The sequence below is a fragment of the Serratia sp. Res13-Sevr-LER1-36-b genome, assembly GCF_015673035.1.
In the GTDB taxonomy this organism is placed as follows: Bacteria; Pseudomonadota; Gammaproteobacteria; order Enterobacterales; family Enterobacteriaceae; genus Chania; species Chania fonticola_C.
In genome coordinates this window covers 82,384-95,451 of record NZ_JADACK010000002.1, presented here as the reverse complement: position 1 = coordinate 95,451, position 13,068 = coordinate 82,384, and the positions used below count along the sequence as shown (strand labels likewise).

General features: G+C 53.7%; 14 protein-coding genes. 5 read left to right on the top strand and 9 right to left on the bottom strand.

Annotated elements, in window-relative coordinates; genetic code table 11:
- The first annotated feature begins 7 nt into the window (after positions 1-7).
- Both IMQ33_RS00570 and ytfE read left to right on the top strand, forming a co-directional pair.
- Entirely contained in the window at positions 8-1,960 is a 1,953-nt protein-coding gene (locus tag IMQ33_RS00570) for a bifunctional 2',3'-cyclic-nucleotide 2'-phosphodiesterase/3'-nucleotidase (RefSeq protein ID WP_196061382.1), read from the top strand.
- Between the two features lie 120 nt (positions 1,961-2,080).
- Positions 2,081-2,746 carry an iron-sulfur cluster repair protein YtfE gene (ytfE, locus tag IMQ33_RS00565; RefSeq protein ID WP_065684094.1) on the top strand — a complete coding sequence of 222 codons (666 nt, stop codon included), beginning with the start codon at positions 2,081-2,083 and terminating at the stop codon, positions 2,744-2,746.
- A gap of 45 nt (positions 2,747-2,791) precedes the next feature.
- Here the strand turns inward: ytfE and IMQ33_RS00560 are convergent, their stop codons facing one another.
- A complete protein-coding gene (locus IMQ33_RS00560; protein WP_065684093.1) occupies positions 2,792-3,412 on the bottom strand; it encodes a peptidylprolyl isomerase in 621 nt (206 codons plus the stop codon).
- Between the two features lie 341 nt (positions 3,413-3,753).
- Between IMQ33_RS00560 and IMQ33_RS00555 the strand changes: the two genes are divergently transcribed.
- Positions 3,754-4,422 (top strand): OapA family protein, encoded by a 669-nt coding sequence (locus IMQ33_RS00555; RefSeq protein ID WP_065684092.1) that lies wholly within the window; start codon positions 3,754-3,756, stop codon positions 4,420-4,422.
- Here the strand turns inward: IMQ33_RS00555 and IMQ33_RS00550 are convergent.
- From IMQ33_RS00550 to rpsF, 5 genes are all read right to left on the bottom strand, one after another.
- Positions 4,419-4,778, bottom strand: a complete 360-nt coding sequence (locus IMQ33_RS00550; protein ID WP_021807544.1) for a DUF488 domain-containing protein — start codon at positions 4,776-4,778, stop codon at positions 4,419-4,421. The genes IMQ33_RS00555 and IMQ33_RS00550 overlap by 4 nt on opposite strands.
- A gap of 110 nt (positions 4,779-4,888) precedes the next feature.
- Positions 4,889-5,341, bottom strand: a complete 453-nt coding sequence (rplI, locus tag IMQ33_RS00545) for a 50S ribosomal protein L9 (protein WP_004933629.1) — start codon at positions 5,339-5,341, stop codon at positions 4,889-4,891.
- A 39-nt stretch (positions 5,342-5,380) separates the two neighbouring features.
- Positions 5,381-5,608 carry a 30S ribosomal protein S18 gene (gene rpsR / locus IMQ33_RS00540; protein WP_000135199.1) on the bottom strand — a complete coding sequence of 76 codons (228 nt, stop codon included), beginning with the start codon at positions 5,606-5,608 and terminating at the stop codon, positions 5,381-5,383.
- A 4-nt stretch (positions 5,609-5,612) separates the two neighbouring features.
- Complete coding sequence (gene priB, locus IMQ33_RS00535; protein WP_065684090.1) at positions 5,613-5,930, bottom strand: primosomal replication protein N; 318 nt, start codon at positions 5,928-5,930, stop codon at positions 5,613-5,615.
- A gap of 8 nt (positions 5,931-5,938) precedes the next feature.
- Positions 5,939-6,337, bottom strand: coding sequence for a 30S ribosomal protein S6 (rpsF, locus tag IMQ33_RS00530; protein WP_004933634.1), 399 nt, complete (start codon positions 6,335-6,337; stop codon positions 5,939-5,941).
- Positions 6,338-6,808: 471 nt separating this feature from the next.
- Here rpsF and IMQ33_RS00525 point away from each other — a divergent pair, with 471 nt between their 5' ends.
- Positions 6,809-7,075, top strand: coding sequence for a DUF1471 domain-containing protein (locus IMQ33_RS00525; RefSeq protein ID WP_065684089.1), 267 nt, complete (start codon positions 6,809-6,811; stop codon positions 7,073-7,075).
- Between the two features lie 88 nt (positions 7,076-7,163).
- Here IMQ33_RS00525 and yjfP read toward each other — a convergent pair whose 3' ends face one another.
- Positions 7,164-7,916: an esterase gene (gene yjfP, locus IMQ33_RS00520; RefSeq protein ID WP_196061381.1), complete on the bottom strand. Its 753-nt coding sequence runs from the start codon at positions 7,914-7,916 to the stop codon at positions 7,164-7,166.
- Between the two features lie 99 nt (positions 7,917-8,015).
- Between yjfP and bsmA the strand changes: the two genes are divergently transcribed.
- Positions 8,016-8,324, top strand: a complete 309-nt coding sequence (bsmA, locus tag IMQ33_RS00515; RefSeq protein ID WP_186530491.1) for a biofilm peroxide resistance protein BsmA — start codon at positions 8,016-8,018, stop codon at positions 8,322-8,324.
- A gap of 66 nt (positions 8,325-8,390) precedes the next feature.
- Here the strand turns inward: bsmA and IMQ33_RS00510 are convergent, their stop codons facing one another.
- Positions 8,391-10,922 carry a filamentous hemagglutinin N-terminal domain-containing protein gene (locus IMQ33_RS00510; RefSeq protein ID WP_196061380.1) on the bottom strand — a complete coding sequence of 844 codons (2,532 nt, stop codon included), beginning with the start codon at positions 10,920-10,922 and terminating at the stop codon, positions 8,391-8,393.
- Between the two features lie 394 nt (positions 10,923-11,316).
- On the bottom strand, positions 11,317-12,945 hold the full coding sequence (locus tag IMQ33_RS00505) for an isovaleryl-CoA dehydrogenase (protein ID WP_161739924.1): 1,629 nt from the start codon (positions 12,943-12,945) through the stop codon (positions 11,317-11,319).
- Between the last annotated feature and the right edge of the window lie 123 nt (positions 12,946-13,068).

Here is a 13,068-nt window from a genome sequence, read left to right as displayed (position 1 = left end):
GATAACCATGATCAAGCGCCCTTTGGGACTATCTGTCCTGGCCCTGCTGGTCTGCGCCTCAACGCAGGCAGCCACGGTTGACCTGCGCGTGCTGGAAACCAGCGACCTACACGGCAATATGATGGACTTCGACTATTACAAGGATAAGCCCACCGACAAATTTGGTCTGGTGCGTACCGCCAGCCTGATCCAACACGCTCGCCAGCAGGTGACCAACAGCGTACTGGTCGATAACGGTGACATCATCCAGGGTAGCCCAATGGCTGACTATATGGCCGCCAAGGGCTTGAAACCTGGCGACATGCACCCGGTCTACAAGGCGATGAATACCCTGGATTATGTGGTAGGCAATATCGGTAATCACGAGTTCAACTACGGGCTCGACTATCTGAAGAATGCCCTGGCTGGCGCCAAATTCCCCTACGTCAACGCCAACGTTATTGATACCACCACGCAAAAACCGTTGTTCACTCCCTACATTATTGTCGATACCCCGGTAAAAGACCGTGATGGCAAAGCTCATACTTTACGTATCGGCTATATCGGCTTTGTGCCGCCGCAGATCCTGGTATGGGATAAAGCCAACCTTCAGGGGAAAGTGACCGTAAACGACATCACCGAAACGGCCAAACGCTACGTACCGGAAATGCGCAAACAAGGGGCCGATCTGGTCGTCGCGATCCCCCACTCTGGACTTTCCAGCGACCCCTATAAGGCCATGGCGGAAAACTCGGTGTACTACCTCAGCCAGGTTCCAGGCATCGACGCCATCATGTTCGGCCATGCGCATGCGGTATTCCCCAGCAAGGATTTCGCCAATATCAAAGGCGTGGATATCGATAAAGGCCTGCTGAACGGCGTGCCTGCGGTGATGCCCGGCCAATGGGGCGATCATCTCGGCATCGTGGATCTGCAATTGAACAACGATGGGGGAAATTGGAAGGTTACCGCAGCGAAGGCACAGGCCAGACCGGTTTATGACAAAGAGAACAAGCGCTCGTTGGCAGCGGAAGATCCCGCACTGGTCAAAGTGTTAGAAGAAGATCATAACGGAACGCGTGAGTTCGTCAGCAAGCCTATCGGCAAGTCCGACGGCAATATGTACAGTTATCTGGCCCTGATCCAGGACGATCCTACCGTGCAGATCGTCAACAATGCGCAAAGAGCCTACGTTGAGCACTATATTCAAGGCGATCCGGATCTGGCCGATCTGCCGGTATTGGCCGCAGCTGCGCCGTTCAAAGTGGGTGGCCGCAAGAACGATCCCGCCAGCTTTGTCGAGGTAGAAAAAGGCCAGCTCACCTTCCGCAATGCCGCCGATCTCTATCTCTACCCCAATACCTTGGTGGTGGTGAAAGCCAGCGGTAAGGAAGTGAAAGAGTGGCTAGAGTGCTCCGCCGGGCAGTTCAACCAAATTGACGTTAACAGCAGAAAACCGCAGGGGCTGATCAATTGGGACGGTTTCCGCACCTATAATTTCGACGTGATCGACGGCGTCAATTATCAGATCGACGTCAGCCAACCGGCACGTTACGACGGAGAATGTACGCTGATCAATGACCAGGCGGAGCGTATCAAGCAGCTGACCTTCAAGGGCAAGCCGATCGATCCTGACGCCCAGTTCCTGGTTGCGACCAACAACTACCGCGCCTACGGCGGCAAGTTTGCCGGAACGGGCGATAAGCATATTGCCTTTGCTTCACCGGATGAGAACCGCGCGGTATTGGCGGCCTATATCAGCGAAGAAACCCAGAAGCACGGCGCGGTGCATCCACAGGCGGACAATAACTGGCGTTTGGCCAGCTTCCACAGCCCACAGCCGCTGGATATCCGCTTTGAGACCTCCCCTAGCGAGAAGGCTGCTGCATTTATTAAGGATAACGCCCAGTATCCTATGAAATCGGCGGGTAACGACAGCATCGGCTTTGAGCTGTATAAGATCGACCTACAAGCCAAATAATTGAGCGTTAGGCGCGTTACGGCGCGCCTTTTAGCCTCTACCCCTTTTTAACCATGGCGCACCCTTTAAATTGCATTTAAAATGCATGTTATAGTTTTCTTCCTTTAAAGGGGCATCATCATGGATTACCGTAACCAATCCCTAGGCGCACTCGCCATCGCAATCCCACGTGCCAGCAAGCTGTTCCGCGACTACGATCTGGACTTCTGCTGCGGGGGTAAACAAACCCTTGAGCGCGCTGCCAGCCGCAAAGAACTGGATCTGGATAAGTTGGAAAGTGAGTTGGCCGCTCTGGCTGCAGACCCGGTGGATACCCGCGATTGGCGCCAGGCTCCACTGGCTGAGATCATCGATTACATCCTGCCACGCTTCCACCAACGCCACCGTGAACAGCTGTCAGAACTGGTGTTGATGGCGGAAAAGGTTGAACGCGTTCACGGCGACAAGCCCACCTGCCCACGCGGGCTGGCCAAGCAGCTAAACCTGATCCGGCTCGATCTGGAAAATCACATGATGAAGGAAGAACAGATCCTGTTCCCGCTGATTAAACAAGGCATGGGGCAACAGGCGGCAGGGCCGATTTCGGTGATGGAACATGAACATGATGAGGCTGGCGAGCAGTTGGAGGTGGTGAAATTCCTCACCAACAACGTCACGCCACCTGATGGGGCATGCAATACCTGGCAGGCGCTGTACAGTGGTATCAATACGTTTATCAGCGATCTGATGGAGCATATCCATCTGGAGAACAACCTGCTGTTCCCACGCGCACTGAGCGGCAAATAAAACCAGGGCGCCGTGAGGCGCCCTTACTGTAACACTAGAAGCCGATTACAGAATTTCGAGCAGCTCAACGTCAAACACCAGCGCGCTGAATGGCGGGATGGATGCGCCTGCACCACGCTCACCATAGGCCAGGTTGTGAGGGATATACAGCTGCCACTTGGAGCCAACCGGCATCAGCGTCAGGGCTTCGATCCAGCCTGGGATCACGCCGCTGACCGGGAACTCGGCAGGTTGACCACGTTCAACGGAGCTGTCGAACACATCACCGTTGATCAGGCGACCGGTGTAATGCACACGCACGCGATCCTGACGTGATGGGATTGGGCCATTGCCCTGCTCCAACACGGAGAACTGCAGGCCAGACTCGGTCAGCGTCACTTCGTCACGCTTGGCGTTATCTTCCAGGAACTTCTGGCCTTCAACGGCCATCTCCTGCTGGCGCTCAAGGCGAACAGCATCCGCACGTTCGTGGATTTCGCGCAGCGCACGATGGACCACATCTACCGGAACCGCCGGGGCATTCCCTTCCAGCGCGTCACGCAGGCCAGCCAGCAGAGCTTCTGGTTGTAAACCTTGCAGGCCGGACTCTTGCAGTTGCTGACCGACCTGTAAACCAATCCCGTAACTTGCTTGCGCTTCAACGCTATCAAAAGAAGGGGTTGTCATGGGGTTTTCCTTTAGTCTGTAAAAAGTCGAAAGCGCAGCATAACAGCGCGGCAAAGCCGGGTAAAATCTTGTGTGGAGAATGATGACTTTTGTCGTAGAAAAAGAAACAATAACCTGCTGTTAACGTTTGGTGTCATTATTCTCTCGGCTACCAATCGCTTCAAACAGTTAGCGATATAGACCCGGTACGGCTCAAGGCTGGCACCGTAGTGGCGCAGTACAGAGACTATTCGCCCCTCAAGGTGCACAAGTGCACTGCGGCTTGAAACCATAGGGTATACTGGGGTCAGCGATACACTTTTTGTAAAGTGACAATTTTACGCAGTTGAAGAGAGGTCACCATGGGCAGAATCGCGCCCAGGAGAAGGAAAACCACCCGTGTCTACCAGCCATTGCTGCGCGCCTGGCTGAACCTGAGCCAACGCCTGAAGCCTGGCCCGGCACCGGAAACGCCAGCAACCACCGATGAGCCGGACTCACCACCGCCACAGCAGAGCGGCAAGGGGCAAAGGCTTAAAGCGTTGTTGCTGAAAATATGGCACCTGCCGGACAGCCTCCACTGGATGGAACCTTTGCCCTATTTTCACCGCCGTTGGGTGATTATTTTTGGTGCTATCCTGCTACTGTCGCTGCTTTGGCCGTATTCCGACGATAACGCACGTCCGTTCCCGGTTACCAGCCAGGAAAACCAGATACCGTTGCAGGCTCAGTTACAAAACGATGGTCAGCAAACGGCAGGCGAAAGCGATAGCTGGCAGCGTTATCAGATCCAGGCTGGCCAAACTCTGGCGCAGCTGTTCCGTGACAACAACCTGCCGGTGAACGAGGTGTTTGCCATGGCGCGAGTTGAAGGCAACGATAAGCCACTCAGCAATCTGAAGGCCGGGCAAGAAGTGCGTGTCGAACGCAATGCCAACGGTGTGATCACCGCGCTCTCAGTCACCACAGTGGATAACAGGGAAGCCCTGTTCCGCCGCCAGAGCGATGGCAGCTACCTGCGCATTCGCTAATCTTTAAGCTGGTCCAGCAAAAAATCACGCAGTACAACCCCCTGGTTGTGCTGTGTGTCCTTGCTGCCATACAGCAGGGTCAACGGCTCACCTTGCTTTAACAACGCCACCAGCGGCTGCCAGGCCTCATTGGCGACCAGCTGTTGGCGATAGAGTGCAACAAACTCATCCCACTGGTCGGTATGCTGATGAAACCACTGGCGTAACGCCGTATCCGGTGCCACCTGCTTAAGCCAGATGACGCCCTGCAACCTTTCCTTACTCACACCGCGCGGCCATAGCCGGTCGGTCAGATAACAGTGCTCCGGTGCCGGGCCGCTGAAATCGTAGACTCGCTGTAAGATAATTTCTGCCATTTTCGCCTCTCCTTGCCAACAGATGGCCTCAGAGTAGCGCGTTTTACCCGGCGCTGAAAAGCAAAACGCCAGCACTAGGCTGGCGTTTTAACTTGGTGTACTAAAGCCGATTAAGCTTCAGCAACCACAACTACATTCAGCTGTGCGAACACGTCGCTGTGTACCTGGAAGTGCACTTCGTGCTCACCAGTGGTACGCAGAACGCCGTTCGGCAGACGAACTTCGCTCTTGGCAACTTCAACGCCTGCCGCAGTAACTGCGTCAGCGATGTCGCGGGTGCCGATAGAGCCGAACAGTTTACCTTCGTCGCCTGATTTAGACGCGATGGTGACTGAACCCAGTTCGTTGATCTTGGTTGCGCGAGCTTCAGCAGCAGCCAGAACGTCAGCCAGTTTGGCTTCCAGTTCAGCACGGCGTGCTTCGAAGAACTCTACGTTTTTCTTGGTAGCAGGAACAGCTTTGCCCTGTGGTACCAGGAAGTTACGGGCATAACCCGCTTTAACGTTAACCTGATCACCCAGGCTGCCCAGGTTTGCTACTTTATCAAGCAGAATAACTTGCATTACCTTATCCTCTCAAAGTCGTTAATGGACAGTGGCCGATTACTGATGACGATCAGTGTACGGCAACAAAGACAGGTAGCGCGCGCGCTTGATAGCACGGGCCAGCTGGCGCTGATATTTTGCACGAGTACCGGTGATACGGCTCGGGACAATTTTACCACTTTCAGTGATGTAGTTTTTCAGCGTAGCGATGTCTTTATAGTCAATCTCTTGAACGCCTTCCGCGGTGAAACGGCAGAACTTGCGACGACGGAAATAACGTGCCATTTGGCTAGTCTCCAGAATCTATCAATTCAATCTGCTCGGCATGCAGGACCAATTTGTTCAGCCCGTTGCGCCCTTGATGGCAGCTAACGAAGCCTTGAACGGTAACCTGACTGCCGACCGTTAATCTTTGAGTTAAAGCTTGTGACTGTTGTCCGCTGACAACCACGGGCATTCGGCACCATGCTTGCCTGCTGAATCCGGCTTCCATCTGCGACGATCGGTGCTCAAGCACAAATTGGCAGTGGGGTATCCCGGAAGGACTCACTTTTCGCACCGGCGTCTTGCACACTGTGCCAGACAACACCAGACGATTAGCCGTCACGACAGCAATTACTCTTCAGAATCCCCAGCATCTGCATCATCTGCGGTTTCGTTAGCGAAGTCTTCGCGGCGATCGCCACGACGTTCGTCTTTCGCTTTAACCATCGGAGATGCTTCAGTTACCGCGTGCTTAACGCGCATAACCATGCTACGGATAACGGCGTCGTTGAAGCGGAAGTTAGTTTCCAGCTCATCGATCGCTTCCTGCGGAGCTTCAACGTTCAGCAGAACGTAGTGGGCTTTGTGCAGTTTATTGATCGGGTAAGCCAGTTGACGGCGGCCCCAGTCTTCCAGACGGTGAATCTGACCTTGCGCGTTAGTGATGGTAGCACTGTAACGCTCGATCATGCCCGGAACCTGTTCGCTTTGGTCAGGATGGACCATAAAAACGATTTCGTAATGACGCATCGAATTGCTCCTTACGGATTATTCAGCCTCCTGTCAGGGTCAACCGCGGCCCATGGAAGCAAGGAACGTGTGTATGTGTGCGGCTGAAAAATGACGCGTAATCATACCGGCGCAAGGGGGGGAACTCAAGGACTGAGTAGGATTTATTGAGGTTTATGCGTAAGGCCACGAGAAATAGCACGATTTGCTGACAGAAAAAGCGATGTATGCCGATCCATAGGTTTTAAAAATCCTTCAACAAAATCATCGGCCCACTGGAAATCATTATCATTTTATTTGAACAAGGCCATCAAAATCTCCCCCTTTTTAATCCTGACTATCGGACTAGAGTTAAATTATCCGCCGCAGAAAGCGCAGCGATAAAGGGTTGCAGTTATTCAAGATTGATAAATAACTTTTTGCTTAATGAACAGTATATCGGCAGCGAGCCAAGTGACACGCCGCTGTAGCAAAGGGTTAAGAGAGGTGTCTATGAAACGTATCACCATCGCTACCGCTATCGCGTTGCTGCTTTCCGCCAACGCCATGGCCGCCACTGAGATCACCGCACACCAGGCCGCAGAGCGCCAAAGCATTGGCTTCGTCAGCCTGACTCAGGAAGTGGTTTCACCCGACGACGCGACGTCCCAAATCAACAAGATTGCCGATCAACGCGGCGCCAGCGCTTACCGGATTGTTGCGCTACATGAGCCAGGCAGCACCGCGTCTATCCACGTCAGCGCCGAGCTTTATCGCTAACCGAAAAATGCAGCACCAGGGAACCCTGCCGCACCAAGAGGCGGTCGATCAGTAAAAGTCATGCCTTGCCCCCTCCCTCGGGGGCTTTTTACAGTGAATCCTGGAAGAAAGCTGCGGTAGCGTTCAACGCACCAGGGGTAATACGATGGCGTACTTCCGCTTCAGTGAGGTAGGTCAACCTCCGATCCAGGCCGCGCTGGCGTAACTCACCGGCCAAGCGCTCACTCTCCACCGCAGGCACCACATCATCGGTTTCGCCATGCCATAACAACAGTGGCCGCTCGGCAAAACTCTCCCAATGATGTTCAACTTCATAAGCGGCCAGTGGTGCAAGACGTGCCATGAGCGCGGACTGCTCCAGCGGCTGGCCATGCGCATCCAATGGCGGATACAGCGTCTGCGCCAGTGACGTAAAGTAGCCCGACCCCATCAGGCTGGCGGCCGCTTTCACCCAAGGATAACGGGTAAAGGCACCCAAAGTGGTCATGCCCCCCATCGAAGCGCCCGCCACGCCAATGCGATCCCCGGCAATTAACCCACGCTGCTCAAAGTGCGTTTTGAGAGCGGGTAACTCATCGATGTTACTTTTGAGGATTTCCCAGAAATGCGCCAACCGCCGGGCTTCATCACCATCAAACCGCTCACCGTGCATCGCGCAATCGGGCAGCACCACCCGGAAACCGACCTTGGCCAATGCATAGGCAAAATAGGCGTACACCTCTTTCGATGAGGTATACCCGTGATAGAAAAAGATCGTGGGTAACGGCTGATCATAGCGCCCGGCTGGCACCGCATGGATCACCGCAACGTCACCCACCCGCTCATCATGGATCTCGATCATGTATTCCCCCTGCGCTCAATCTTCTCTATGATGGCAAATATCGGCCCGAAACCGTAGTTCAAACCGTTCTACTCTATGCTAAATAGCGATGAGGCCAGCATGAATCTTTCCCGTTCGTTGATCACCCTATTGCTGTTTGGTTTGTTATCCGGCTGCAGCGTATTTAAAACCACGCCCAAACCCCCACCGCCGCCTACCTCTCAGGCACAAGAGATCACCCGCGCCCAAACCACCGAGTTGGAGAAGATGGGGACGATCAGCGCGCTAGTGCATGGCAGCCCGATGAACGTGGAAGCCGAGATCCAGCGCAAAGCTAACACCAGCGGGGCACGCTATTACATGATCATCATGAACAGTGAAACCATCGTGCCGGGCCAGTGGTATTCACAGGCGATACTTTATCGGTAGCACCAGCTCTGAGATAGAAGTAAAAGCGGGTGCCTGATATAAGCACCCGTAAGGGAGTTTGCGCAATTACTCTTTGATTACCGGCCCACTTACATCACCGTTATTGGTGTATCTCCCCGTCAGGTTCAGTTTCACACCTTCCAGGCCGCCGATCACCGCACCACGCCGGTTAGTAAAATTCTGACTGTTGATCGTGGTGACCTTGTCGGACCATAATTGACCGCTGTTGGTCAACGCCCCGTTGACGCGAATATCCAGCCCTTCACTACCATGGACTAAACCGCTGTTGGTAAAGGCTGAAGTCACTTCTACGCTACTGCTACCTGTTGAAGAAATTGTGCCATTGCCGTTATCCAGGCGGTTAGCCAGCAGCGACAGATAAGCCACACTTGAAAGGGTGCCGCGGTTGTTATCCACGTTGCCAGCATACTGCATGTTCAAGTTGCCGCCGCTGGCAGCAATCAACCCCCGACTGTTGTACACCCGGTTACCGGCCATACTCAGATCGCCCATACTGATAATGCCTCCTTGGGTGTCTTCCGGCATATCGATATGCACCCCCATCACTCGACCAAAATTCTCACCATTACGGTTATAGAGAGTTACCGCCTTTATTTCTGCCGTCTTATCGGCATAAATCAGCCCCTCGTCATTGCGCAATGTGTCGGTATGCACATGAACTTCCTGCCCCCCCAACAAGCCCGCATTGTTGTTGACCGTGCTGGCGTACACCTCCGTGCTACCCAGCGCGCTACGGATCACGCCATAGTTGTTATTAAGGGCATTTTGGATGCGAACGTCATTGCCCTTGTCCAGGGTTAACCCACCCGTGCGGTTATCCAGGCTGTTTGCTCGCAGTAACAGCTTACCCTCACCGCTAACACTGCCATCCCGGTTGTCCATGGCGTTGATATTGGCGAGCTGGATATCCCCCATTGCAGAGATCTGCCCACCCTCGTTGAGCAGGTTACTGCCGTTGGTGTTTACGTTCAGCATCTTGGTCGCTTGCAGACTACCGGTTCTATTGGTGAGTAGCCCACTGTTGATATCCAACGCCCCAGCCGACTCAATCAAGCCGTTGGTGTTATTGAGCGCAGCGTTGTTTGTTGTCAGCTTAAAATCATCACCCGCACTCATTTTGCCGTTAGCGCTATTGTTCAACGCACTGCTGGTAGACAGATTTACGTGATGTTGAGCCGCTATTTCGCCGCCACGGTTATCAAGCGTGCCGCCAACGGTCATCGACAGATCGGACAACGAAGAACCAAAGGCAAAAATCTGCCCATTACGGTTATCCAGCGCACCGCTGATGATAGTGGAGTTACCACTGGTGGTGATCAGGCCATTGTTATTGTTCAACTGACCCGTTTTCAGGGTCATACCCAAGGTGCTGTAAATGCCGGTATCGTTATTGCGGCCAGTATTGGTCAGCAACTGCCCATTGGTATCGATAGTAATCTGTGAACCGGATTGCACCATACCGTTGGTATTGTTCAATTGCCCACTATTGATGCTCACAGAGCCGATGGCGGCTATGTTGCCGTTGGTATTGGTAAGGCGGTTTTTATGGGTATTGATAGTGATACCACCGTTACCACCGGTGATTTTCCCCCTGGTATTATTAATAGTACCTGCGGTGTTCAGTTTGTTGGCGTGTGCGGCGGATAGGGTCCCTGAACGGTTATCCAGCACACCATTAACGTCCATCATCAGATCTGAAGTGGAAGCCGCGATGGTACCGGCATTACGAACGCCCACTCCGCTTTCTGTCCCCACCAAGGTGATCTTGCCGGCATACATCCCCCCCAAAGCAGCAACGTCAATCCCGACACCGGGTCTGCCCAACGCCGAGGCCAGCGCAGTCGCCTGGGTATTATCCGCATTGACGTTATTACGGCCAGTGGTCACTTTCAAATCCTTGGCCCAGACACCGGCATTAATCGCCACGGAGCGGGCAATCAAATCGGTATAATTACTGTCACCGCTGTTCAGGCCATTGCCATTAATAACAATGCTGCCCTTTTCCGTTTTATATCCCTGTATGGCACCATCGGCAATCTGGGCAGTACCGGTGGTCAGCGTTGCTCTGCCGGCATTAATAAATCCGCAGCCGCTACAGGTAATACCGGCCGGATTGGCAATAATTACCTGAGCCTGCTGACCTGCAACTTCCACCATGCCATTTAACACGCTGGCCCGATTAGAGTTGACCTCATTAAGGATCACCGAGGCCGCCCCACCGCTTAAATTCGCATTACCCGCAAGACTCCCCGCCAGTTGGCTATTCGCACCATCGACGCTGTTATTCAGCACCACACCGTTTTTATCAACGTTGAACTGGTTGAAGATATTATGCGAAACACCCCCTTTACCCGCAGCGTTAATATTCACCACGGTCGAACCATTCGCCCCGGCATTAACCCCAGGGCTAGAGGCCTGCCCAGCGTCGGCAACGATTGCCGCATTAGCCTCGGAGACGCAGCCAAAAGCCAGCAGCCCGGCAAAGTAGAGTGGCGAAAGATTCATCCGTAGAGATGAATTGCTCTTTTCCTTACGTGTCGATAAATCGGTTGTGGACGAGTAATTACTATATGTCATGCTGTGAATTCCTTTTACACAATAGGAAAGTCAGTAGATTGCCGCGAACAAGCCGCAATAAAAAAAGACTTTCCCAAATAAATAATTAGCACAGATTGGCACTCACGAGCCGTGCTTAATCTCCATTACATTAAAAATGTAACATACAACCTGTTACCCACTCAGCCAATTAGTTAAGCAGAACCCAAAAAAGGGTATATCCCGCACATTAACGAGAATCATCCTTAAAATTACAGCAGAACACATCTTAGGCGCTCAGACGAAATTAATATCATGCGAGATATTTCTATAATTAATCATTCAAGCTGAAATCAGACAGGAAATTATACATCCAATACCATCAGCATATTATCTGATGGCATTTCCCTCTAGGCTATAAGCCCCGAGTTCCTGTTTATCCCCCCATAGCCCGCTGGAGCAGCGTATCGCACACCTCCGCGGGCAACACTCTATCTCCACGATAATCCAGCGTTAAGTGGCACCAGGCTTCCCCAATTGGCGGGCTGGCATGCTGCAGCAGTTGGGCGGCACAGCACAGATCGAATAACTGCTGGGTTAACAAACGCCCCATTTCTTCACGCGGTTGGCGCATACGCTGTTGCCATTGCCGCCAGGCGCGATCGAACAACCGGTTCTGCCCGCGCACCGGCAACAGTTCCTGCTGCAGCAACTCTAGCGCACCAGGCAACTTATGCAGACTACGCATGACGTCCAGGCACATGATGTTGCCCGACCCTTCCCAAATGCTGTTTACCGGTGCTTCTCGATACAGACGCGGCAACTCGCTGTCTTCGCAATAGCCGATCCCTCCCAGCACTTCCATGGCTTCCCCGATAAATGCCGCGCCTTGATGACAGATACTGTATTTTGCCGCCGGGGTCAGTAAGCGGCTGTAGACCACTTCGCCTTCATCCCCCCGGCTTTCCCAGGCTCGCGCCAAACGGAGCAGTAAAGCGGTATGCCCTTCAAGCCGTAACGCCATGCGGGCCAATACCTGCCGCATCAATGGCTGTTCAATAAGGCATTTACCAAACGCTTGCCGTTGCAGGGCATGGTACAGCGCCACCGAAAGGCCGCGGCGCATCAGTCCATGGCTACCCAAAGCGCAATCGAAACGGGTCATCCCCCCCATCTTGAGGATTTGCCTGACGCCATCCCCTTCATCGCCCAATAACCAGGCCGTTGCGTCCTGAAACTCGGCTTCGCTACTGGCATTGGAACGGTTGCCTAGCTTGTCTTTAAGCCGCTCCAGACGGATGGCGTTACGCGTTCCATCAGGCAGGAGCCGAGGCAGGAAGAAACAGGAAAGCCCTCCCTCCGCCTGTGCCAATATCAGATGGGCATCGCTTTGCGGCACCGAAAAGAACCATTTATGGCCCACCAGGCGATAGGCCTCCCCATTGCCTCGACTAGCGAGCGGTACGGCGGTGGTGGTATTACTCAGCACGTCCGAGCCGCCCTGCTTTTCCGTCATCCCCATGCCGATCAACAGCCCGCGCTTTTGTGCACCGGGCAGCAGATGAGGGTCATAACGATCGGAAAGTAAAGGGGATAGCCAGGATTGATACTCTTTTGGCAGGGAACGCTGTAGCAGTGGGATAGCGCCATAGGTCATGGTGATTGGGCAGAGCGTGCCGGCCTCCACCTGAGCGTGCAACACAAAGCGGGCAGCACGGGCCACCAAGGAGCCAATACGGGCATCTTCCTGCCACGGCAGGTTATGCACCCGGTTAGCGACCAGCCCCTGCATCAGGATGTGCCAGGCTGGATGAAAGCGCACGTCGTCCAGGCGTTGCCCGGTAGCGTCATAGCGCAGCAACTCCGGTGGGTTGGTATTGGCCAGCCGCCCCAACTCCAGCGACTCCTGCGTGCCTAACTGTTGCCCAAGCGAGGCTAGAACATCGCTATCCCAACCCGCCAACTCGCGCTGCAACGCTTCACGCAACGGCGTATCGGACAGGAAGAGGTTGCTGTTGCCCAAGGGCTTGGGTTGGTTAAAGACGGTATGCGTAGTCCAGACCATGAGATTGCTCCCTGATTAACGCTTCAGGGGTAATTATGGTCATTAGCTGGATTTCTGCCGCTGGCGGGATCACAAGATAGGAGATTAGAGGTAGGGGTGACAGATTTCACCCCTATTAAATCA

Coding starts and splice junctions, on each gene's coding strand:
- IMQ33_RS00570 (WP_196061382.1), top strand. CDS start 8: ATGATCAAGCGCCCTTTGGGACTATCTGTCCTGGCCCTGCTGGTCTGC.
- ytfE (WP_065684094.1), top strand. CDS start 2,081: ATGGATTACCGTAACCAATCCCTAGGCGCACTCGCCATCGCAATCCCA.
- IMQ33_RS00560 (WP_065684093.1), bottom strand. CDS start 3,412: ATGACAACCCCTTCTTTTGATAGCGTTGAAGCGCAAGCAAGTTACGGG.
- IMQ33_RS00555 (WP_065684092.1), top strand. CDS start 3,754: ATGGGCAGAATCGCGCCCAGGAGAAGGAAAACCACCCGTGTCTACCAG.
- IMQ33_RS00550 (WP_021807544.1), bottom strand. CDS start 4,778: ATGGCAGAAATTATCTTACAGCGAGTCTACGATTTCAGCGGCCCGGCA.
- rplI (WP_004933629.1), bottom strand. CDS start 5,341: ATGCAAGTTATTCTGCTTGATAAAGTAGCAAACCTGGGCAGCCTGGGT.
- rpsR (WP_000135199.1), bottom strand. CDS start 5,608: ATGGCACGTTATTTCCGTCGTCGCAAGTTCTGCCGTTTCACCGCGGAA.
- rpsF (WP_004933634.1), bottom strand. CDS start 6,337: ATGCGTCATTACGAAATCGTTTTTATGGTCCATCCTGACCAAAGCGAA.
- IMQ33_RS00525 (WP_065684089.1), top strand. CDS start 6,809: ATGAAACGTATCACCATCGCTACCGCTATCGCGTTGCTGCTTTCCGCC.
- yjfP (WP_196061381.1), bottom strand. CDS start 7,916: ATGATCGAGATCCATGATGAGCGGGTGGGTGACGTTGCGGTGATCCAT.
- bsmA (WP_186530491.1), top strand. CDS start 8,016: ATGAATCTTTCCCGTTCGTTGATCACCCTATTGCTGTTTGGTTTGTTA.
- IMQ33_RS00510 (WP_196061380.1), bottom strand. CDS start 10,922: ATGACATATAGTAATTACTCGTCCACAACCGATTTATCGACACGTAAG.
- IMQ33_RS00505 (WP_161739924.1), bottom strand. CDS start 12,945: ATGGTCTGGACTACGCATACCGTCTTTAACCAACCCAAGCCCTTGGGC.